Source organism: Phascolarctobacterium faecium DSM 14760, from assembly GCF_003269275.1.
Lineage (GTDB): Bacteria > Bacillota > Negativicutes > Acidaminococcales > Acidaminococcaceae > Phascolarctobacterium > Phascolarctobacterium faecium.
Window position 1 is genome coordinate 129,444 of record NZ_QLTS01000002.1, and the last position, 22,150, is coordinate 151,593.

24 protein-coding genes and 4 tRNA genes are annotated in these 22,150 nt (G+C 46.7%); 4 read left to right on the plus strand and 24 right to left on the minus strand.

Annotation, left to right across the window (positions count from 1 at the left end; translation table 11 throughout):
- The 12 genes from C8D73_RS04425 to C8D73_RS04480 all read right to left on the minus strand — a co-directional run bounded on the left by C8D73_RS04425 (window position 1) and on the right by C8D73_RS04480 (window position 7,477).
- A complete protein-coding gene (locus C8D73_RS04425; RefSeq protein WP_021718123.1) occupies window positions 1-1,149 on the minus strand; it encodes an aldo/keto reductase in 1,149 nt (382 codons plus the stop codon).
- A 19-nt stretch (window positions 1,150-1,168) separates the two neighbouring features.
- A complete protein-coding gene (locus C8D73_RS04430) occupies window positions 1,169-1,933 on the minus strand; it encodes a heparan-alpha-glucosaminide N-acetyltransferase domain-containing protein (RefSeq protein WP_113077435.1) in 765 nt (254 codons plus the stop codon).
- Window positions 1,934-2,237: 304 nt separating this feature from the next.
- Window positions 2,238-2,801 (minus strand): 6-carboxytetrahydropterin synthase, encoded by a 564-nt coding sequence (locus C8D73_RS04435; protein ID WP_021718125.1) that lies wholly within the window; start codon window positions 2,799-2,801, stop codon window positions 2,238-2,240.
- A 348-nt stretch (window positions 2,802-3,149) separates the two neighbouring features.
- A tRNA-Leu gene (locus C8D73_RS04440) sits at window positions 3,150-3,233 on the minus strand.
- A gap of 16 nt (window positions 3,234-3,249) precedes the next feature.
- Window positions 3,250-3,325, minus strand: a tRNA-Lys gene (locus tag C8D73_RS04445).
- Between the two features lie 4 nt (window positions 3,326-3,329).
- Window positions 3,330-3,405: transfer RNA gene (locus tag C8D73_RS04450), tRNA-Gln, on the minus strand.
- Between the two features lie 21 nt (window positions 3,406-3,426).
- Window positions 3,427-3,502 (minus strand) — tRNA-His (locus C8D73_RS04455).
- 106 nt (window positions 3,503-3,608) lie between these two features.
- On the minus strand, window positions 3,609-3,989 hold the full coding sequence (locus C8D73_RS04460) for a RidA family protein (protein ID WP_113077436.1): 381 nt from the start codon (window positions 3,987-3,989) through the stop codon (window positions 3,609-3,611).
- Between the two features lie 38 nt (window positions 3,990-4,027).
- Window positions 4,028-4,921, minus strand: coding sequence for an L-serine ammonia-lyase, iron-sulfur-dependent, subunit alpha (sdaAA, locus tag C8D73_RS04465; RefSeq protein WP_044491836.1), 894 nt, complete (start codon window positions 4,919-4,921; stop codon window positions 4,028-4,030).
- Window positions 4,922-4,932: 11 nt separating this feature from the next.
- Window positions 4,933-5,598, minus strand: a complete 666-nt coding sequence (gene sdaAB, locus C8D73_RS04470) for an L-serine ammonia-lyase, iron-sulfur-dependent subunit beta (protein WP_113077437.1) — start codon at window positions 5,596-5,598, stop codon at window positions 4,933-4,935.
- A gap of 30 nt (window positions 5,599-5,628) precedes the next feature.
- Entirely contained in the window at window positions 5,629-6,060 is a 432-nt protein-coding gene (locus C8D73_RS04475) for a HutP family protein (protein ID WP_113077438.1), read from the minus strand.
- Window positions 6,061-6,064: 4 nt separating this feature from the next.
- Complete coding sequence (locus C8D73_RS04480; RefSeq protein WP_113077522.1) at window positions 6,065-7,477, minus strand: sodium:solute symporter family protein; 1,413 nt, start codon at window positions 7,475-7,477, stop codon at window positions 6,065-6,067.
- A 320-nt stretch (window positions 7,478-7,797) separates the two neighbouring features.
- Here C8D73_RS04480 and C8D73_RS04485 point away from each other — a divergent pair, with 320 nt between their 5' ends.
- The 3 genes from C8D73_RS04485 to C8D73_RS04495 are packed head-to-tail and all read left to right on the plus strand — an operon-like array spanning window position 7,798 to window position 9,270.
- Complete coding sequence (locus tag C8D73_RS04485) at window positions 7,798-8,043, plus strand: TIGR03905 family TSCPD domain-containing protein (RefSeq protein ID WP_021718131.1); 246 nt, start codon at window positions 7,798-7,800, stop codon at window positions 8,041-8,043.
- Window positions 8,044-8,079: 36 nt separating this feature from the next.
- The gene (locus C8D73_RS04490; protein WP_021718132.1) at window positions 8,080-9,030 is read left to right on the plus strand and encodes a magnesium transporter CorA family protein; all 951 of its coding nucleotides are present in this window, start codon (window positions 8,080-8,082) and stop codon (window positions 9,028-9,030) included.
- A 9-nt stretch (window positions 9,031-9,039) separates the two neighbouring features.
- On the plus strand, window positions 9,040-9,270 hold the full coding sequence (locus tag C8D73_RS04495; RefSeq protein ID WP_113077439.1) for a hypothetical protein: 231 nt from the start codon (window positions 9,040-9,042) through the stop codon (window positions 9,268-9,270).
- A gap of 54 nt (window positions 9,271-9,324) precedes the next feature.
- Here C8D73_RS04495 and C8D73_RS04500 read toward each other — a convergent pair whose 3' ends face one another.
- From C8D73_RS04500 to C8D73_RS04545, 10 genes are all read right to left on the minus strand, one after another.
- Window positions 9,325-10,956 carry a GGDEF domain-containing phosphodiesterase gene (locus C8D73_RS04500; RefSeq protein ID WP_125668757.1) on the minus strand — a complete coding sequence of 544 codons (1,632 nt, stop codon included), beginning with the start codon at window positions 10,954-10,956 and terminating at the stop codon, window positions 9,325-9,327.
- Between the two features lie 230 nt (window positions 10,957-11,186).
- On the minus strand, window positions 11,187-11,624 hold the full coding sequence (locus C8D73_RS04505; RefSeq protein ID WP_021718135.1) for a universal stress protein: 438 nt from the start codon (window positions 11,622-11,624) through the stop codon (window positions 11,187-11,189).
- 41 nt (window positions 11,625-11,665) lie between these two features.
- Window positions 11,666-12,103 (minus strand): universal stress protein, encoded by a 438-nt coding sequence (locus C8D73_RS04510; protein ID WP_021718136.1) that lies wholly within the window; start codon window positions 12,101-12,103, stop codon window positions 11,666-11,668.
- 114 nt (window positions 12,104-12,217) lie between these two features.
- A complete protein-coding gene (locus C8D73_RS04515; RefSeq protein ID WP_046430951.1) occupies window positions 12,218-12,568 on the minus strand; it encodes a hypothetical protein in 351 nt (116 codons plus the stop codon).
- A 15-nt stretch (window positions 12,569-12,583) separates the two neighbouring features.
- Window positions 12,584-13,513 (minus strand): ABC transporter permease, encoded by a 930-nt coding sequence (locus C8D73_RS04520; protein WP_113077442.1) that lies wholly within the window; start codon window positions 13,511-13,513, stop codon window positions 12,584-12,586.
- Complete coding sequence (locus C8D73_RS04525; RefSeq protein WP_046430953.1) at window positions 13,506-14,582, minus strand: ABC transporter permease; 1,077 nt, start codon at window positions 14,580-14,582, stop codon at window positions 13,506-13,508. Before C8D73_RS04525 ends, C8D73_RS04520 begins: the two co-directional genes overlap by 8 nt.
- The gene (locus C8D73_RS04530; RefSeq protein WP_113077443.1) at window positions 14,579-16,102 is read right to left on the minus strand and encodes an ABC transporter ATP-binding protein; all 1,524 of its coding nucleotides are present in this window, start codon (window positions 16,100-16,102) and stop codon (window positions 14,579-14,581) included. The genes C8D73_RS04525 and C8D73_RS04530 overlap by 4 nt, the downstream gene beginning before the upstream one ends.
- 24 nt (window positions 16,103-16,126) lie before the next feature.
- Window positions 16,127-17,524: an NAD(P)/FAD-dependent oxidoreductase gene (locus C8D73_RS04535; protein ID WP_113077444.1), complete on the minus strand. Its 1,398-nt coding sequence runs from the start codon at window positions 17,522-17,524 to the stop codon at window positions 16,127-16,129.
- Window positions 17,525-17,551: 27 nt separating this feature from the next.
- Window positions 17,552-18,043, minus strand: coding sequence for a DUF697 domain-containing protein (locus C8D73_RS04540; protein WP_021718141.1), 492 nt, complete (start codon window positions 18,041-18,043; stop codon window positions 17,552-17,554).
- 152 nt (window positions 18,044-18,195) lie between these two features.
- Complete coding sequence (locus tag C8D73_RS04545) at window positions 18,196-18,582, minus strand: DUF190 domain-containing protein (protein ID WP_021718142.1); 387 nt, start codon at window positions 18,580-18,582, stop codon at window positions 18,196-18,198.
- 215 nt (window positions 18,583-18,797) lie between these two features.
- Between C8D73_RS04545 and C8D73_RS04550 the strand changes: the two genes are divergently transcribed.
- Window positions 18,798-19,994, plus strand: coding sequence for a PucR family transcriptional regulator (locus tag C8D73_RS04550; protein WP_113077445.1), 1,197 nt, complete (start codon window positions 18,798-18,800; stop codon window positions 19,992-19,994).
- An 83-nt stretch (window positions 19,995-20,077) separates the two neighbouring features.
- Here C8D73_RS04550 and C8D73_RS04555 read toward each other — a convergent pair whose 3' ends face one another.
- Window positions 20,078-21,010 (minus strand): DMT family transporter, encoded by a 933-nt coding sequence (locus C8D73_RS04555; protein ID WP_021717893.1) that lies wholly within the window; start codon window positions 21,008-21,010, stop codon window positions 20,078-20,080.
- Between the two features lie 58 nt (window positions 21,011-21,068).
- Complete coding sequence (locus C8D73_RS04560) at window positions 21,069-21,818, minus strand: creatininase (protein ID WP_021717892.1); 750 nt, start codon at window positions 21,816-21,818, stop codon at window positions 21,069-21,071.
- Window positions 21,819-22,150: the final 332 nt, after the last annotated feature.

The following is a 22,150-nucleotide window of genomic DNA, read 5'->3' on the forward strand; positions in this document are numbered from 1 at the left end:
TTACATACCAAACACTTTCACTGCTTCCTGCATATTTTGGATAACTGTAACTTTAAATGGACAGCGTTTCTCACAAGCGCCGCATTTCACGCACTCCCCGGCATGATGCCGCAGCGCAGCATAATGTTCGCGTACTGTTTCAGGAACACTGTTCTGCGCTTTGGTAAGATTCAAAAATTTAGTTACTGCTGCCACATCTATTCCCTGCGGACAGGGAGCACAATGTCCGCAATACATGCAGTGTCCTTCCCAGCTGATTTTCGGTAAAGCGGCAAAAGCAGCCGCATAGTCCTTTTCAACATCAGCCGCCGTAGTATATTCAAGACATTTTTCCAGCTCGTCAACAGTATGCGCTCCCGACATCACCGCCGCTACTCCGGGACGCGTCAAAGCATAGTGCAGACACTGATTAACAGTCAAAGCTTTTCCTGCCGGCGAAAGCTCTTCATCCAGCAAATCACCGCCGCCAAAAGCTTTCATTACGGTTATAGCGACACCCAGGCGGCTGCAGGTTTCATACAGCGCTTCCCGCTCCGGATCCATATTCACAAGCTGCCTGTCATAATTTTTCCCATCCCAAAGCGCATAACAGTCTTCATTCGCCGGCTGCAGGTCATAGCAGGGATTAACGCTGAACATCAGTACATCGATCAAACCGCTTTGTACAGCCTGCATAGCTGCGGCAGGATTATGGCTGCTCAAGCCGATATACCTGATTTTTCCCTGAGCCTGCATTTCTCTTGCATACGCCATTACCGGGCCACCAGCTACCGCTTCCCAATCTTCCAGAGAGTCCACATAATGGATCATCCCAATATCTATATAGTCCGTTGCCAGCCGTGTCAGCAGATCTTCAAAGCTCGCTTTCACTTCCCCGATCTCCCTGGTCCGCTTATACTGTCCCTCCTGCCAAACCGTACATAAATGTGCCTGTAAAACAAATTTACCGCGGCGGCCACGCAGCCATTTACCCAAACGGCTGCGCATTTCCGGCTGCGGCGCATACAAATCAATACAGTTGATGCCGCCTTGCTCTGCCGCATTCAGCAGTTGCTCTGTTAAGGCACCTTCGTTGGCAACAAAGCCTTCGCACCCTAATGCTATCACACTGACTTTAATACCTGTCCGTCCCAATTCACGATATTCCATACTCCAACACTCCTTCTCCTTAAAGCAATACCTTACCACCCAAAATCAACGTCAGCAGCAAGTACAAAAGCGGCTGATGCAGTAGATAGACTGACAAAGACCTCCGTCCGCAAAAACTCAGACTGCGGCTGCCATAATCGAAGATCTGAGGAAACCCGCCCAGAGCTTCACAAAAACGCAGACAGTAATATCCTGCCAAATATAAAAAGAACCAGGGCACTAAAGAAAAATAATCACTGGAAACAAATCCTGCCTCTGTAAACCCTACATAAGTAGTGAATTTATTCAGATACAGCTGCTCCGGTATTTTGAAAAAATTCCAATCCTCAAAACCTAAATAACCGTCGTTGATATTGCGGGTCAGAAAAAATAACATACCACTTGCTGTAATGCCCCAGACAGGAGCCAGCCTGCACAGCTGCCGGTCAAGCAGCTCCAGCAGCAGCATACCTGACCCCAGAAAGAATAAAACGCCAAAGGTAACCGCCTGGTCCGGCACAAAAATGTGCGTTATAACCATCACCAGGACACTTCCACCAAAAACCTGCACAGCACGCCGTACAGCTCTTTTCCCCAAAGGCCAGCAAAAGCCTGATAGAAAAATAAAACGCCAGCAAATACTTTGCTGCCACCAATAACACAAACTGCTATGAAACCAGGGCAAATCCTGCTCAAATAAATACACCAGGTCCCAAAAAAAATGATAGACGATCATCTCCAATAACAGCAGCCCTCGCAGACTGTCCAGCAAGGCGTATCTTTTTTCATTATTCAGCCCCCGCATAACAAACCTTCCCCCATATATACTTTAAAGCAGAAACTTTAGCTCTCTAATTTCACGTCGCTGTAATATTCTCTGCTATGGTAAAATAAACACCTATGCGTTCCTCTTTTATCAATCATAACACTTAAAGCTCACTCCAAGTCAAGATACAAATAAAAATTTTCCCTGTATCCTGCTTTAAATTGCTGTTGTTTTATTTTCCTCCAGTAATTTTAATATGAATATCCTCTAACCCTTCGTCCATCTTATCCCAACAAAAAACAGCAGGCCTTATAGGCCTGCTGTTTTCATTATTTCTATACTATCATTTTTTATAGCCGCACTTCGGACAAACACCATTTTCATTCAAGGCAATACCACACAGCGGGCAACGATCAATTTGATTCTTGGTTGTGAACTCTGCCGAAGCAGTATTGACACCGCTGACAAAAGTTATTTTCGCAATATTGAGTTTGTCTTTAAGCAGATCATAAACGATCTTGATCATGCCCTCGACAGTCATAGTTTCTTTTGTAACCACAAGACGACAATCCGGGTATGCTGTTGCCAGCTCTGTCTTGAAAGCCGCGCCTTTCATCTGGTTCTGCGGAGCGCCATTACGGATACCCTGTTTTTCGTAAACATCAAGTACTGCCGGCAGTAGCGGATCATCTTCCCTCAAAATCAGTGCATGATCGAAGTTCTTTAAAACGTCCCAGGCAGTTTTTTGAATTTCATTACAGGGAAATACCATATTGACACCTGGTTCGACAGAATCTTCCACCTCAATAGTCAGAATACCTGAATGTCCATGCAGATACTGTGCTTCACCTTTGAACCCATAAAATCTATGGGCATATTGCAGGTCTAATGTTGTAATACTTCTCATGTCTTTATCCTCCTATATTTTTATTTACGGGGTCAGCGCCCGAATACGCATTTGTTAATCGAAATATCCAAGTCTGTTATCTGCTGTTAATGATATTTTCTTTAGTATTAATATAATATTATTTTCTGTTTTTGTCAATAACTTTTTAGTTTTTAATTCTATTAGAAAATTAATATCCTTTATTGTTTCATATATTATACATTAATCTTAATTATTGCTCCAACAGTTCCTACCAGCCTCAAATAAAAAATACACTCGCTAGCCCCTGAACTTTAATAGTTCAATAATCAGCAAGTGTAAAAAATAAAAGCTGCAGAATCTAACGATTCTACAGCTTTATAATTTGATTGGTGCGAGTGACAGGAGTCGAACCTGCACGCCGAAGGCGCTAGATCCTAAGTCTAGTGCGTCTGCCAGTTCCGCCACACTCGCAAACAGGCAAAAAAAATGGTGATCCACCCGCGACTCGAACGCGGGACACCCTGATTAAAAGTCAGGTGCTCTACCGACTGAGCTAGTGGATCACATTGGCTGGGGCGGCTGGACTCGAACCAACGCATGCGGGAGTCAAAGTCCCGTGCCTTACCGACTTGGCTACGCCCCAAGGATAGAAACCGGATAATTATGGGGTGACTGGAGGGGATCGAACCCTCGAGTAACGGAGCCACAATCCGCCGTGTTAACCGCTTCACCACAGCCACCAAATTGTCCAAACTTAATAGCTTGGCGACGAATGTTATTCTACCATAGCCACTAGTTTATGTCAATCTTTTTTATAAACTTTTTTACATTTTTTTGCAGGGATTATTATTTGCAGACAGCGATTGCTTCTATTTCAACTTTAACACCTTTCGGCAGTCCCGCAACCTGTACGCAGGAACGCGCAGGAGCGTTTTCAGCAAACTTTTCACCGTAAATGCTGTTAACAACGCCAAAATCTTCCATATCAGTCAAAAAAACAGTGGTTTTTACCACATCGTCAAAAGTCAACCCTGCCTCAGACAATACGCCTTCCATATTTTTCAAGACTCTGATCGTCTGCGCTTCAATACCTTCATCTACTACTTCGCCTGTTTCAGGAATCAAAGCTATCTGACCTGACATATACAACATACCATTAGCCATAACAGCCTGAGAATAAGGCCCGATAGCAGCCGGTGCATTTTCAGTCTTAATAATTTTTTTCATTTGATCTACCTCCATTTAATACTTATCTAAAATATTTTTCAAATTTTACCATCAGCGGCAAAATAAGCCTGTGCCCAGGCCAGTGCAGTTGGTGTCTGTGCCAGTCCGCCTTCCGCCGTTTCCTTGAGCGTGCAGGGCAAACGATCGCCTACTGACTTCATCGCATCAATGGCTTCGTCTGCAGGGATAAAGCTTGTGATACCAGCCAGAGCCAATTCTGCTGCCAGCAACGCCTGTGCAGCGGCACCGCCGTTTCGTTTGATACACGGCACTTCTACCAGACCGGCAACAGGGTCACAAACAAGCCCCAGCATATTTTTGAATACTATCGCCACTGCATGTCCTACCTGTTCCGGAGTGCCTCCCAGCACATCTACAGCAGCACCGGCCGCCATAGCCGCACCACTGCCGCATTCAGCCTGACAGCCGCCCATAGCGCCCGACAGTGAAGCGCGGCTGGCTATGACCATACCAATATTACCAGCCACTACCAAAGCTTCAGCCATTTGCCGTTCGTTCAAATTGTAATGCTGCTTCAATGCCAAAAGTACTCCCGGCAGAACGCCGCTGGCTCCGGCGGTAGGAGCGGCGACGATACGTCCCATCGCCGCATTGCATTCACCTACAGCCATGGCATAAGCCACAGCATCGTTAACGACACCGCCTAAAATATTTTTATAATTTTCAGACTGTCTGGCCTCCTGCAGCTTTTTAGCAGCACCACCAGTCAGGCCGCTGTGTGAACTTACCCCGGTCAGACCGAATGCTGCCGATTCTTCCATTACCTGCAGCATTGTCTGCATCTGCTCTAATATAGCATCTTCACTCAGTTCAAGCTCTTCGCTGCTGAGCTTCAGCAGATAAGTATGTAACGGAACACCCTGATCAGCTGCGGCCTCAATCCAGGTCCTTAAAGAAATTTTCTCGTTAATCACGCTGCACCTCACAAAACATTACGGATGAACCGCACCGACTGCATAGGTTCCAAAGCAGCAACCAGATTGATTATCGGCTCCGGCACGACCTGGTCACATTCAATGACCATCGTTGCCAACCCGCCTTTATTCGCCCTGAAAACCCGCATACCGGCAATATTGATACCGGCACTTGCCAAAGCGCTGCTGACCAGGGAAATAACACCAGGCTTATCCTTATGCAAGGTAAGGATCGCCGGCAGCTTACCGCTCAGTTCTACAGCCGCACCGTCAATAGAAGTTACCAGAACCTGTCCGCCGCCAATAGAAGAACCAATAACTTCGCATTTTCTGCCATCTGCAGCTGTCAATTTAAAATAGACCGTATTGGGATGTGTCAGATCACCTAGATTGATCGTGGAAAATGCGTATTCCAAGCCCTGCTTCTGCGCAAAATCCATTGCCTGCGGAATCCTGGCATCATCCGGCAGCCAGCCCATCAGTCCCGCAAGAAGCGCCATATCCGTGCCATGGCCGCGGTAAGTTTGAGCAAAGCTCCCATGCAAAGCAATCTGCGCCTTTACCGGCCAGGCCCCCAGAATGCTGATCGCCAATAACGATAAACGTACGGCTCCAGCCGTATGCGAGCTGGACGGACCAATCATTACCGGTCCGATAACATCAAATATATTCATAATAACCTCACTGCTTTTACTATTGCGTCCTTATTCCACATTATCCAGCGAACGATGCGCCAGACCTACACACAACTCATTGAGATTGAGCACGCCTACCGCCATATAAATAGCAACGCACAAATGCTCACCGCAGCGGGCAACACCGATCTTGCCGCCGACATTAAAGCCCAAAGCCTTGGTTTTCACCTGCTCTAAAGCCGCATGAGCAGCGCCTGCTACCGCACCGGCGCCAACATGCGTATCTGAAACCAGGCCCTGCCTCTGCGCTGCCACTACAGCACGTTCAACAATCTTGACAATAGACGGAATAAATTCCCCGCCAAAATCGACCGCTGTCGAACGAATACCCTGTTCAGCCAGTTCCTGCTTGATTCTCTGCTCTTCGCTGCGTGAACCTGTAACAGCTATTTTCAGGGCCGCACGGCCGATTTCAATACTGGTGAGTTTGCTGTCGGTCATAATATCAAGCCTCTTCCTCTACATATTCCGGTACTTTAATCGGAGTTTTATCAACAACTGCCACTATTAAAAAGGTTACAATACAAATAAGCCATTCAAAATAAATTACATGCTGCAGAACATGGAGCGCCGGTACAAATTCCCAGACCACCAGCCCTAAAAGTCCGACCAGCGTTGTATAAAAAGCACTGCTTCTGCGGCACAGCCCCGGCGCAAACACAGTAAATAAAAAGACACAGGTCAGAGCGGTAGTCATCGACAGACCGGCAATCATGGTCTTCAAAATACCTGCGGCATTGAAAGCAAACCATAAGGTTATCAAACCAACCCCGAAAATAGTCAGACGATTGACAGTGACAAATTTTTCATCGCTGACAGAAGGATTAATAAAACGTTTGTAAATATCCTGACTGAACAAAGTGCCCGCCCCCAAAAGGATCGTGCAGGCAGTAGAAACATCGGCCGCCCACAAGGCAGCCAGCGTCGTTCCTGATGCCACCGGGTTCAGACTCATAACGACTTTCGGCAGAGCCATAGTCGCCGTAATATCCGGGAAAGAAACCTTCGCTACAATGCCGAGCAGCGCGCATAAAAATCCGATCGGGAAAATCAAAATGCCGCCTAAAAGAAAACCTTTACGGGCAGTTTTGGCATCACGGGCACCACAGGCAATCTGCACCGGTCCCTGTGCCGTGATCGCTTGTGTGACCATAACTATGAACCAGCCGATAATGACCGCCATCGGTATACCAGCCAAAGGATCGAACCAATCCAGCGTCGGCGGCAGCTGAGCCGCAATATTCTCGATCCCGCCGGCATTATTGACAGCGGCAAAGCAGGAATACAGGACACCGACATAAATCAGACAAACGCTGACGATATTGGAAAGACCTGAGGACCACAGACCGCCGATCAGGGTGATGCCGATGAAAACAACGGCACTCATCATCATGCCGCCTTTAAAACTGAAAATGTCAGGCAGCAGTGAAGCCAGAATCGCCCCGCCCGCCAAATACTGCAGCGCCGTAATAACAGACATAATAATAACAAGACCGACCGCGCTGATGACACGACCTTTCGTATCATAGTATTTCTCAAAAAATTCCGGGATCGTAGAAATCTTCATCGCCCGCAGTTTCCCAGCGGCAACAAGCCCCATCACGACAGCCCCCGCTGCCCAGGCTGCATTATACCAGCCTGCCGCCATACCTACTTTAAAGGCATTTTCGGCAACGCCCACTGTAGAAGCCGCACCGACCGCAAGCCCCGTAATATTGACCGCGATCAGGCTGGCACTTAATTTACGCCCGGCAAACAAATACTCCGTCGAGCCTTTATCAGCCCGCCTTTTAACATAAAAACTGATACCAAACAAAAGCGCGATATACACGCACACGATAATCAACTGAATAGACAAATGCCACACTACCTTTCTACGCTGCTACATTGCTGCTTATTAAAACCACTCTGCGCCTCAGAAGGCGCCTGCTGCCATACTACCCTCCTACCCATCAAGTATGGATATAATTATATCAATTTTCTTCTGCAAAGTGAAGTAAAACAGCTTTTTAAAACACTTTTTTACTTTCTTTAGCTCATTTACATTCGCTGGCTGCCTTGTAAAATTTTTTATACTTTGCTGTCGGCAACAAGGATTTTAGATTTTTATGTCGAATGTAAAAAAGATTACAGAAGATTTATTTATCTGAAATTCCCTGATAAGTGAGGCTTAAATTTATGTATTCTTACAAAACCAGCGGCACCTGCTCTCAACAAATAAATTATGACATCGTTGACGGCAAGGTCCATAATGTTACTTTCGTCAACGGCTGCCCCGGCAATCTTAAAGCTATCGGTATCCTGGTAGAAGGACTTCCCGTCGAGGAAGTTGCCGCAAAACTGCGCGGCATTCACTGCGGCAACCGCAGCACCTCCTGCGGCGACCAGCTGGCTCAGGCCCTGGAGCAGCATCTAAACAAATAACAACATCGCAAATTCCAAGGAAAGGGGGCACCTGCAATGTATAAGATCCTCAAAAGTACACCAAACGGCATCGATGAGCTTGAGCTTGAACAATTAGAAAAGGGCTGCTGGATCGACATTGTCAGTCCCTCCCCTGAAGAACTGCATGAAATAGCCGCCGCTACTAAGATCCAGCTGGATTTTCTGACGGCCGCGCTTGACGAAGAAGAAAAATCGCGTATCGAAACCGAAGACGACCAGATCCTGATCCTGGTCGATATTCCTTTTTTACGCAGTAACAAAGACTACGACACACTGCCGCTCGGCATTATCATCGCTGAAGACTTTATTGTCACCGTCTGTCTGGAGCCTAACGCTGTTGTTGCTGACTTTTCTTCCTATAATCATCGTTTCTTCAGCACCTTCAAAAAAACGCGGTTCCTGTTCCAGATCCTTTATAAATCAGCTACTTTATATCTAAAGTATATTCGTATCATCATCAAACGTACTGATGAACTGGAGCAGCATCTGCGTAAATCCATGGAAAACTCCGAGTTATTCAACCTGCTGGATCTTCAGAAGTCACTGACCTACTTTACTACTTCCCTGCGCAGCAATTATATCGTTACTGAAAAACTGCTGCGTCTGCGTTCTACAAATCAGTCAGGACATTTGATCAAGCTCTACGAAGAAGACGAAGACCTTTTGGAAGACGTCATCATTGAATATAAGCAGGCTATTGAAATGGTTGAAATGTACAGCCATATTCTTAACAGCATGATGGAAGTATTTGCCTCTATCATCAGTAATAACCTGAACTTAGTTATGAAGTTCCTGGCTTCTGTAACCATTATTTTAGCTATCCCCACAACTATCGGCGGCTTATGGGGCATGAACGTTCCGGTGCCTCTGGAAGGTAACGAATTCGGTTTTGTCACCATCACTTCCATCGCCCTGCTGATTTCTGTAGGTACAGGCTACTGGTTGTGGAAACGCCGCATGTTCTAGGAGGATATTATGTCAAAAATACTAGCAGAACAATTATTGGCCGGTATTATTCTCGGCGATAACGATAATCAGGAATATATTTATCTTCCAGGCGGAGAAGTAGGAAGCGATACTCCCTGCTGTGTCTTTGAAAGCAAGTCCGGACGACAGGACCTGCCGCTGGATAAAGCCGTAGAACAGGCCAAGCGCCTGCATCTAAAACCCGTAGCGCATCCGGAAATGGGCCGGCGCTCATACTGAACCTGAAGAAGAAGACCCCGCTGCAATAATGCAGCGGGGTTATTTTTATGCTTTTTATTTTTTTACATAACGCTCCCAAAACTCGTCTTCAGGCAGCGGTCGGGCAAAATAATAACCCTGACCCAACTGGCAGCCCAGCTTTTGCAAAACCTTGAGCTGCTCTTCATTTTCAATGCCCTCAGCCAAAGTCAGCGTATCGCCAAATTCACGGCACATAGAAACCGCCGCCTTAAACAAAATCTGCGTTTTAGGATTGTCTACGATACTGTCCGTAAGACTTTTGTCAAACTTTACCGTATCAAAATGCACCTGTGACAATAATTCCAGATTAGAAAAGCTAGTACCGAAATCGTCCATGGAAATACTGAAGCCAGCCTCATGCATCCGTTTGATCAAATCCACAAGCAGCTCTTTTTCCAGCAAACCAAAGCTTTCCGTGATCTCCACATCTATCAGACATGGATCAATACCATATTTCTTACAGATAGCCACACTGTTTTTGATTGTATCTTCCGCAATCAACGTTACCCGCGAAACATTTACAGACATCTTAAAAACTCTGCCGCCACGTTCACGCCAGTCTTTCAGCATCCGGCAGACTGTCTTCAGAACAAAGATGTCGATATAATTTATCAAACCATTTTCTTCGTAACCAGGAATAAAATTATCCGGCGCTATTATCACTCCCTGATCGTCGATTTTTCTGACCAGGGCCTCGGCACCTTCTATCAGACCTGTCTGCAGGTTTATTTTCGGCTGCAGGTAAACTTTGAACCTTCCTTCCGCGATCTCGGCCAACAGCCGGTGCGCGCTTTCTGCTTTATGATTATAATCGGCGGTCAGATTTTTATAGCCAAACGATTTTGTCGCTTCCATCACCGCATTTGCCTGAGATACTTTTTTATAAATATCCCGGCAATTATCGCTCCATAAGCTGCCGACCGAGACCCTGAAATCTGTCTCTGCACTGAATTTAGCTTTCAGCGCCGCTACTTTTGCTTCAAAATCCGCTTTATCCATATTCAGCGCCAAACTGACAAACTCATCACTGCCGACACGAAATGAATTAACGCCAAAAACACTTTTGATAAGTGCTGCTATCCTGATCAGGACCCTGTCACCCGAATGATAGCCCTTGGTTGCATTGATATTGCGCAGCCCGTTGATATCCATATCGACAATACCTATCTGCCGTATTTTCTTAATTTCTATATCCTTCAACAGACTGCTGTATTTCTCTCTATTATACAGTCCTGTAAGATTATCTACCCAACGGATCTGTTCCAATTTTTGATCCAGATATTTTTTCTGCTGTTCCAGTTCTTCTTCCTTAAAATTATATAGAATTTCAAAACGCAGACGACGCCCCATATAATTGAATAAAATACTCTTGACCTGTAAATAGCGCTGTACCGACGGCTGATATATTTCTTCCACAAACATGCGCTCTGTAGTCAGCAGATTATTCCGGCAGAACCTGCACTTGCTGTTCAGTCCCTGTAAAACCGTATAACATTTTTTACCGCAGTAGCTGTCATCTTCATAAGCCAGCTGCAGCATGTCTTTCGCACTCTTATTCATATAAACAATTTCACAGGTATCAACATCAATCAGATAGATCGCTCTTGCTGTTTCTGTACGCGCTATTTGAGGAAATTCGTCGAAGCCCATCATTTTCGAGCTCATTTCTGCACCTCTTTTATAAATATTCCCAGTCGCAACTTTTACTTTAGTTAAAAAAAGCTTCTTCAGGATATTTATTTTTAACATTTTTAAAAGTTTGCATTTTGTTTATCCATTTGTATTATAACATCATTATAATATCTATTCAATATTTTTGGTTTTTTAGAATATTTTTATTCTTAAAACAACAAAAGGCGCTGTGTAATTTATACACAACGCCTCAAAGACCACTTTTATTTAATTACAATAACTGGCAGTTCGGATTCTTCGATCACCGTTTTACTGACACTGCTTTTTAAAAGCCCTTCCAGAGCTCCAAAGCCGCGGCTACCAATAACAATGCTGTCACAGTTTTCTCGACGGCTCAGCTTAATTATTTCTTCAGCTGCTCTACTGCCGATAGCCAGCAGATAATCGCAGGGGATTTCCTGTTTGTCCATTAAGTGCTTGGCAGCGCCCAGCACCTCATTGCCGATCTGCATCACCGGCCCATTGGCACTATAGACCAGTTCTTCTTCCAAAGGAGCACCGCCGACAGCTTTAATCCCCGGCTTAACGACCGTCAAAATAACCAGGTGTCCACCCGACAGCTTTGCCAGCGAAGCGGCATATTCCATGGCCCGCCAGGAATATTCAGTCCCGTCGATAGGTACGAGGATTTTTTTTAACATATTCATCATCCTTCATCAAAACTTTAAACACAGCTCCGCAATTATTTTACGATCAGTACCGGCACTGTTGCATACTGAGAAACCTTGGAACTGACGCTGCCCAGGAAAAATTCAGCAATGCCGCTGAGTCCGCGGCTGCCCAAAACGATCGCGTCGGCTTCCACTTTTTTGGACAAAGCGATGATCCGTTCCGACGGATGCCCTACTTCCATATCATATTCAACTTTATGCGGATAGGAGCCGACCATTTCTTTGGCCAGTTCCAAAACCTTATCACCGACTTTTTCCAATTCGCTGTTACCCTGATTAATCGTAGCATGGTCAAGCGGGACTGCCAAAAGAGCAGCATTATTATAAGGCTGGATTACGTTCACTACCAAAATTTCACTCTCAAATTTTTTACCGATCTCCAACGCATTATTCAATGCGCGCCATGCGGTTTCGGAACCGTCTACAGGTACTAAGATTTTTTTAAACATAATACGCACCTCCTGCTATCTTAACTGCTTTTAGAATATTCAAAATCAATAATAAGCTTATTGGTTTCACTGTTAATTTCTCTTTTTACAGCCTAAATTCCTGCTAAAGCAAAATTATTTAACTTTATTTTTTTTCGCCTGATGCTTCAGGGATTTTTTACTTACTTTTTTGATCTCTGACGGTGCCGGAGCATCATCCATACTGCCGCCTTTACCAAAACGGTAATACAGCAGCATTAATCCTAAAAGCAGCATCGGCAGGCCGCCGATAACATAACGGTATTCGGCCGGCGCAGTGATCGTCAGAAAATCATAACCAATGATCGCTATCGGCACAAGAATGATCTGCGAATAACGGCTTGCAGAACTCGTCGTCCCCATAAGACGGATCACCAGTCCGTAAGCCAGGAAGGCCACAGCAAAAGACACAAAAGACATAAAGCATAAGAAAATAAAAAATTCCATAACAGCTCTCCTCGTTTAACGTTCTTCCCTGTCATAAGGCTGCCCCAGCGCCTGAGGCGCTGCCAGACGGCCCCCTTTGCGGGCCAGAACCAAAATCAAAACCACTATCGTAAAAATATATGGAAGCATATTCAAAATAAAAACAGACACGGGCAGGCCAATGACCTGCAAATGAAAGCCCAAAGCATCAATGCCGCCGAAAAGATACGAACCAAGCAGCGCACGCCAGGGATCCCACAGAGCAAAAATTACAAGTGCCACCGCGATCCAGCCGCGTCCGGCCGTCATATTTTCCAGCCAGCAGGGAGCATAAGCCAGCGACAAATACGCGCCGCCCAAACCGGCTAAAGCACCGCCCATGATCACATATAAATACCGCAGTCCAAAAACATTGACGCCTACAGCATCTACAGCAGCCGGATTTTCTCCCAAAGCCCTCATAAACAGCCCTGCTCTTGTACGGTACAGATAAAAAGCAACAGCAGCCACTAAAATATAACTGCAGTAAACCAGCAGATCCTGCCTGAACAGTACCGGCCCCAGCACCGGGATCTCACTGAGCCCCGGTACAGCCAGCTTACTGAAAACAACAGTCGCCTGCTGCCCCACATAATCCAAACCCAGATAACCGGATAGACCCGTGCCAAACAAGGTCAGCGCCAAACCGCTGACGACCTGGTTTGCCCGCAGGGTGACAGTCAGAAAAGCGTGTATCAGCGCCATCAATGAACCTGCCAGCAGCGCCATCCCAACACCACTTAGAAGACTGCCCGTCTGCTGAGCGGCAATGAACCCGGCACAGGCACCGACCAGCATCATCCCGTCCACACCCAGATTGGTAACACCAGCTCGCTCGGAAATCAGTTCACCCAGCGCAGCAAACAAAATAGGGGTACCGGCCGTAATAGAGGCAGCTAAAATTGAAATGAGCAATGTCTCATTCACTCTCTTCGCCTCCTTCATTTTTGATCAGGCGCAGCTGATAATTGGTAAAGATATCAGCGCCGACGACAAAGAATAAAATAGCTCCCTGCAGCATTGTTGCCACAGCCGAAGGAATCCCCAGTGTCTGCACCATAAACCCGCCGACATGGATAATCGCAAACAAAAAAGCTACTACGATAATCGCTGCCGGATGCAGCCGCGCCAGCCAGGCCACAATAATTGCCGTATAACCATAACCGGGACTGATACCCGGCTGCAGCTTGCCAACGATGCCGCTGACTTCAATCATGCCGCCCATCCCGCAGACAGCACCGCTTAGCAGCATCACCAGCAAAACATTTCTGGGAATATTGATCCCGGCATAACGGGCAGCCGTAGGATTGGAACCAATAACAAGTGTCTCGTAGCCCCAGCGGGAATCACGAAAAACTACTGCCAGAACTGCCGCTAAAACAAATACAATAATGATACCGGCATGTACGCGCAGATCTCCGAAAGAGGGCAGCAAAGCCGACTCACTGAAGGCCGCTGTCAAAGGAAAATTCAAGCCCTTGGGATCACGCCACGCACCATAGACCAGATAATTGACCCATAAAATTGCAATATAATTCATCATCAGCGTCGTAATCAGTTCGCTGACCAGCCACTTGGTTTTGAACCACCCGGCTAAAAGTCCCCACATCCCGCCTGCCGCAGCTCCCAGCAGCAGCATGCCCGGCAGCATGATCATAGAAGGCAGGTCAGGATAAGTCAGCGGCAGCCAGCTGGCCGCACAGGCTCCCATATAAAACTGCCCTTCAGCGCCGATATTCCAGATCTGCATCCTGAAGGCAATGGCAATGCCTAATCCGCACATCGCCAGCGGTATCATTTTGACGATCGTTTCCGAAATACCATACTCAGAACCTAACGCACCGCTGAACATGGCATAATATACCTCAAAAGGATCGCGCCCCGTCACTGCAAAAAAGATACCGCAGAAAACCAGAGCGGCGAAAGCTGCCACCACCGGCACCAGCGAGCGCATCAGCGGACTGGGTGCCAGACGTTTTTCCATTACCAGCTTCATACGCCCGCACCTCCCGCTTCGGTAATACCCGCCATCAAAGCACCGATTTTTTCTGTATCCATTTCGCTGACAGGGAATTCACCTAAAATCTGCCCGGCAAACATAACGCCTACACGATCAGCCAGCTTTGCGATTTCCTCCAGCTCTTCCGATACCAGAATGATCGCAGTCTGTTCTTCTTTCAGCTGCAGCAGCAGCTTGTGCACTGCTTCGATAGCACCTATATCCAAGCCGCGTACCGGGTACAGTACGATCATCAGCTTGGGTTTAGCGGCTATCTCGCGTCCCAGCAGCAGTTTTTGCAGATTGCCGCCGCTCATCATCTTCACCGGCTGGAAAATCGATCCCAGCTTCACATCAAAATCTTCTACGATACGTTTTGTCGCCGCTATAGCAGCTTCACGCCGAATCCGCCAGCCTTTGGAAAATTTACCGTCATATTCTTTCAGGATCACGTTATTGACCGAATCCAGATTTGGCACCAGCCCCATACCCAGACGATCCTCCGGCACATAACTGATACCTGCTTCGATCATTTCCTTCGGTTTTTTATTGGTAAGGTCCTGTCCGTAAAAAAATATTTTTCCGCCCATCGCCGGCCGCAGTCCGGCAAGTACCTCAGCCAGCTCGCGCTGACCATTGCCCGATACTCCGGCGATACCATAAATTTCACCCGCTCTGACTGCAAGCCTGACATTGTTCAGTCCAACCGTATTCATATCATTGAGAGCTGAAACCTGCTCCAACTGCAGCACCACTTCACCGCAGTGCTCGCAGTTTTTTTCATAGGTATTCAGCACCTCGCGGCCGATCATCATCTGCACCAGCTTGTCGCGACGCATATCTTCTTTTGCGGCGCTGCCGGTTACACAGCCGCCGCGCAAAACAGTTACTCGGTCGGCCAGTTCCTCGACTTCGTTGAGTTTGTGGGAAATAAAAACTACCGCACAGCCGTCGTCTGCCATCTTTCTCAGATTGACGAACAGCTCGCGTGTCTCCTGCGGCGTCAGAACAGCCGTAGGCTCATCCAGGATCAGCACACGGCTGCGATGATAAAGCATCCGCAAGATCTCCACGCGCTGTTTTTCTCCCACACCAAGCTGCCAGACATAGGCCCGCGGATCTACCTGCAGTCCATATTTCTCACCCAGACTTTCAATATCTGCTATGATCTGCTCCGGTTTCAGCAAAAAACCGCCTTTGCTCTGGCTCAGAACGATATTCTCAGCTACCGTAAAAGATTCGATCAGTTTAAAATGCTGATGTACCATCCCGATACCGCTGGCAATGGCGTCAGCAGGCGAAGCAAACTTTACTTCCTCCCCGCCAACCATGATACAGCCTTCTGTAGGCTTGTAAAGACCTGTAAGGATACTCATCAAAGTACTTTTACCGCTGCCGTTTTCACCCAAGAGCGCATGTATCTCACCGGGGTACAATTCCAAATTTATTTTATTGTTGGCGATAACGCCAGGAAACCGTTTCGTTATCTGCCGCATACTGATAAGAGGCAAGGTCATGACTTTGCTCCGTTCATCATAAAATTAATCCGCTCCTCCGCATAGCTGCGCGCCGATCTGGCGGGCAACATAGACTCCGCTCGCACTGGCCTGTGACAACCCCCTCGTGATACCGGCACCGTCGCCGACGGCGAACAGGTTCGGGATCTTAGTTTCCAGCTTATCATCAAGTTCCAGACGCGTACTATAGAATTTTACCTCTACACCGTAAAGCAGGGTATCGGCATTAGCCATCCCCGGCGCCACCTTATCCAGCGCATAAATCATTTCGATGATATTATCCAAATGGCGTTTAGGCAGCACCAGGCTCAAATCGCCGGGCGTAGCCGACAAGGTAGGCTTAGTAAAGCTTTTTTCCAGACGTCTTTCATTAGTACGCCGGCCTTTGATCAAATCGCCGAAACGCTGCAGCAGCACGCCGCCGCCCAGCATATTGGAAAAAGAAGCGATACGTTTGCCGTATTGATGCGGTTCAGTAAACGGTTCTGTAAATTTATTGCTGACCAGTAAAGCAAAATTCGTATTATGACTGTGCAGCTTGGGATCGCGGAAACTGTGCCCGTTGACTGTAATGATGCCGTCAGTATTTTCGGCCACTACATAACCGTTGGGATTCATGCAGAAAGTACGGACCAGATCATTATACTGCCGTGTCCGGTAAACCAGCTTAGCTTCATAGACTTCGTCAGTAATGTGTTTAAAGACCTGCGCCGGCACCTCTACCCGCACGCCTACGTCGACCTGATTGTTAATAAAGGACAATCCCAGCCCGCGGCACTGTTCGGTAAACCATTCCGCACCGGCACGTCCGGGAGCAGCGATCAGATAATCACAGCGAATATCAGCTTTATCCTCACCGCGAACGCCCAGTTCAAAACCGTCACCGTGCCTCTTGATAGTTTCCACATGGGTATTACAGCGGATCTCCATTCGCTCAGCCAGATATTTATAAATATGCTCCATAATAATAAGGTTATTTTCAGTCCCCAGATGCCGGACCTTGGCGTTTAAAAGGTGCAGATCATGTCCCAGCGCCAGACCGCCGATAGTACTGTTCTTTGTGCTGAAATATTCGCCGGGAGCGCCATGACGGCAATTAAGCTCATCAACATAATCAATCAGCTCGATTACAGTCTTTTCCGGAATATACTCGCTCAGCCAGCCGCCGAATTCAGTCGTAAAATTATACTTACCGTCTGAAAAAGCACCGGCACCGCCAAAACCGCGCATGATATCACAAGGAACACAACGCAGGCAATGATCCACTTTTTTTGCAGCCAGCGGACATTGACGCCGTTCGATTGGATTGCCTTCCTCCAGCATGATCAGACTGACCGTCGGATATTTCAGAGTAAATTCATAAGCTGCGAAAACAGCCGCAGGGCCACCGCCGATAATCGCTACATCATAGTTCTCGTACATAAAGGACCTCCATTCATTATGGTTTGATCACAAATCGTATTTTTTACTTTCATCACCCAGTGGTTCATCTTTTTTAGGGTCATTTTTAAAAAGCTCAATATTTTTCTTTGCTTCACGCAAAGCATCATCATACACAGTTTTAAACGGACTCAGGTCCGCCGGTTTACCGGCCTTCAGCCATTCGGTAACGACCCGTCCCAGCGCATAGGTAGTCCCTACAGCTACAGGTATCTGCAAGGGAGCAAACGGGATCAGTGTCGTCAGCGTACTGCCTACAAAATAAGCTCCTAAAGAACTCAGCAGGCTTACGGCCGCCTTTTCTCCGATTTCTTCTTCATAAACACTGCCTAATTTTATCACCAGATACACATCATTAGCAATCAGCGCCATTGTTCCAAGTAACGGAGCAACAACGATAACCCCGGCGCGGGCAGCAGCCCAGCGGCACAAAGTTTCAGCTTCCTCCTGACGCAGCCGGTCGTCAATGACAGTGACCTTAGTTTCCTGATTCATATCCATTTGCATACCCTCCTTCAGGCATAGTAAACCACTTATTATTATTCGCAATCTTCCCGAAAAATCCTGCTAAGTCCTGCCGATAAATACGCTGTCGGGCATAAAAAACCGCAGGCTGTAAAACCTGCGGCCAAATTTTTTTATAAGGGCAAAACTTATTTTTCCAGCCCGTCAGCCTGACGTTTGGCAATCACCTGACGCATATAGTCAGTAACCAAAGCCGTACTTTCTTCAAACAACACCAGCGCATGCGTAGCCTTTTTCTCTAAAAACGGGATCAGCTTTTCCAAATTTTCTTTCTGATCGACGATCGTCACCAAAACAGGCAGGTTGGAAACACCGGTAAAAAGTGATACCGGACGACGGTCGATCCCACGCACTTCGGTCGCATAACCTTCGATACCTTTAATGACGGTAGCGCCGGCGATCTTTAAACGGCGGGCTTCTTCAAGAATCGTTCTGTACAGGGGATCGTTGCCTACTATAACGTCCTCGCCCGTATAAATTTTAAGCATCCAGCATTTTTTGAATTCTGCCGTCATATAACTCACACCTTCCCATAAATTATTATTTTTCTTGTTACTTTAATTATAGCACGCAGTTTCTGAAAATTCATGTTTTAGAGTATAAATAATGATAAATAATTTTTGTAACACTAGCTACACTTTATTCGGCCGCTTAAAATTCCTGCTGCCTAGTATTGGAATTTGATATAATAAAATAAGCATTTGACTATTCGACCACAAGGAGGCCTACCATGTCTGTTACCTGTCAGGATCTATTGACTTTAAAATATTTTGAACGTATCAAGCTGGTTGCCGGGCCAAACGGCCTGGACCGTACGGTCACCTGGCCCTACGTAGGACAGACTTCAACTGTCTCGCAATGGGTACACGGCGGCGAGCTGCTGTTTATTACCGGCATTGTGCACAGCGCCGATAAACTTAAGGATCTCATTTTAGAATGTATCCAGAAAAAATTAGCCGGTCTTGTAATCTTGGTCGGCAATGAATATATCAACTCTATTCCAGAAGAACTGCTGGCCCAGGCCGACGCAGCCGATTTCCCGCTTTTTGAAATGCCCTGGGACGTAAAGCTGATTGATGTAACGCGCGAAATAACCGACCTGATAATGCGTGATAAATTTGAAATCAAAAAGTCAAAAAACTTTCTGGGCCGCCTGCTTTTTGCTTCCGATGTTGATTACCGGCAAATGCTTGATACGGCGATCATCAACGATATCCACTTACTGGAATATAAATTTATTGCTGTTTTTAACGTCAGTCACCCCGCTGATGAAATCATGACAGATGCAGGCCATGACAGTCTTGAAGATAAACTGCAGCATTCTGTCGATAGTCTTTGTAAAGAGAAACAGCTGCCGGTCACCACATTGGTCTACGGCAATAATGTGATCTGCCTTGCCAGCGCGCCTACACAGGAAAAAGCAGCTGAGGCGGCAGCTTATCTGGAAACTGTCTGCGGTCTTTTAAGCCAGCTCTACAGCGGCAACAACCTTTACCTCAGCTTTGGCCGTCCTTACGCCGATGTCGAACAGATCAAAATCAGTTATCAGGAAGCGCAGAAAGCGCTGCTGCTCTGGAAAAAGATGGGACGCAGCAATCACATTGTCTACTATTCCCAGCTTGGTTTATACCGACTGCTGTTTAAAATCGATGATAAAGAAGAAATCCGCGAATACTATCACTATAATCTCGGTGTGCTCCTGCAGCATGACAGCAAAAATAATTCGGAGCTTCTGGAAACGCTGCGTCAGTACTTATACTGCAACGGCAATCTTGTTAAAACATCACAGGCACTGTTTATTCACCGTAATACACTTTTATACCGTCTTAACCAGATCCGTGATCTGCTGGGGCGCGATATCGACGATGCCCTGGTACGACTTGAGCTGCTGAGCAGCATCGTCGCCAAAGACTACCTGGAAGAATAGCAAAAGACCAGACCCTCAAGCAGCGGTCCGGTCCTTTACTGTTGTTTTATTTACAGGAGGATTTGTAGGTTTACTCAAATTTATCAGCCTTCCGGAACGGTAACTGCCTCTTCCGGAGGCTTTTTTTGTTTTGCCAGTGACAGTGTAACTACGCCCGTCATAATCAGGGCACAGGCAACGATCTTGATCGTAGTCACTGTTTCTCCCAAAAGCAGTACGCCGCAGATAATGCTGGTAATAGGCTCGAAGGTAGTCAAAATAGCGGCAGTAGAAGCACCGACATGCTTGATGCCTATCTGCAGAAGCGAGAGGGCTACCACCGTACACAGCAATGCAAACACAGTGGAAATAAACCAGGCCTGCGGCGTCAGAGTCGTCAAAGTCAATTCACCTGTTCCTATGCCAAAGATCCCCATAGCGATCGAAGACATCAGTGCTACATAAAAAGAAATTTTAAAAACAGGCTGATTTTTCAAACCGCTTTTATCCATATAAATGATATAAAAAGCATACGTAACGCCGGAAGCGACCGCTAAAAACAGCCCCAGAAAAGTCCCGCCGCTGAAACCAGCGCTCATATCCACACCCAAAAAAAAGCAGGCAATCCCGGCAGTAGCGATCAGCAGAGCAATAAATTTCTGCAGTCCCAGCCGTTCTTTATAAAAAAGTACGCAGCCGATAGTCACAAAAACAGGATAAATAAAGTGGATCGTTGTTGCTACGCCTACGTCGATCAATGAAAAGGCAATAAACAACATCAGCGTAGTCACAGCATTACCGATACCGCCTAAAATAGTCAGGCTCCACAATTCTTTGGCGCTGACCTGTAAAGATATGCCCTGATACCAAAGAATCGCCAAAAGCACCGGTAAGCTCAAAAAATTACGCAAAAAGGTCAGGGTCACCGGATTGCTGCCAGCCTCGCCATAGGTCATCGGCCCTAGAGTAAAGGCAAACCCGAAGGTAACAGCCGACAGCATCGTCAGTAAAATACCCCTGGTACTTGTATTAGCCATGATAATTCTCCTTTATGGAAGACAAAGCGGCAGATCCGCCGCTTTGTCTAAACCGGAATTAAAATTCTTTATCGCAGATTTTGACCAATTCATCTAAAACACTGTCAATGATCAGCTGTCCGCGGGCAGCTGAAGAAGAACGCGCCGGAGCAAGTACGCCGGTAGGCGGAACCGCATCTTTAGGCACAGGATAGATATGATACGGACAGGGAGTCGCTCCCTGGGTATCTACCATTCTTTCTTCATGCACCAATTCAGGGGCGAAAGCCATCATCAGAGAGGTTTCCGTAACAGCTGCGTGCTCAAAAGCCCAGCCCGGGAACGGTACTTCGTCAAACACTTTATCGATGATCTCTGCCGGCATCGGGTCCCACCAGTTAGCGATCAAAATCTTGGCCTGTTCTCCATATTTTTGAGCTATCAGGTCGACTGCTTCGCAGACAAAAGCTTCATTTTCAAAGTGACAGCTAAGCACCATGATTTTTTTCACGCCGTCTTTAATAAGCTCTTCCAGAACATCATAGGTCAAACGGACAAGAGTATCACCGTTCAAATCAACAGTTCCCGGGAACAGGGGGCCGCCGCCGGAAAGAGGTTTAGATTTATAACCATAGTTGATTGCCGGCGCTACCATACCGCCAACACGCTGCGCCAGTCTTTCGGCAAAGCCGTTAGCCAGAACCGTATCTACACACAGCGGCAGATGGGGGCCATGCTGTTCGCAGGCGCCGATAGGCAGAATAGTGATCGCTCCTTCGTCGATTTTCGCTTTAAATTCCATCCAGGTCATTTCGTTCATTCTGATCATGATTTATCGCTCCTTTAATATCCATATTTTAATGTCGTTTACCTGCATTTTTCCTTGTTGCTTTGTTCTTTTAAGAAAGAAAGTTGTGAGGACCTGCGGCAGTGCCGCATTTAATTAGGAACTTACTTGACTAAGAGTTTTCGTCCTGTCCCCGGGCCGTTTATTTTTGTGCAGCAGCTAGCTTTACTGTGCTTTCAGTATACCCCCGCTTCAGCCTTGTACACAACGTACAAAAAGGCCAAAAACATTCCAGCCTGCAAGTGCATTTTTTGCACAAGTCAGTACTGCTCTTTTTGTATCATTCATACAGTGCTTTTTATATTTCGACTTGC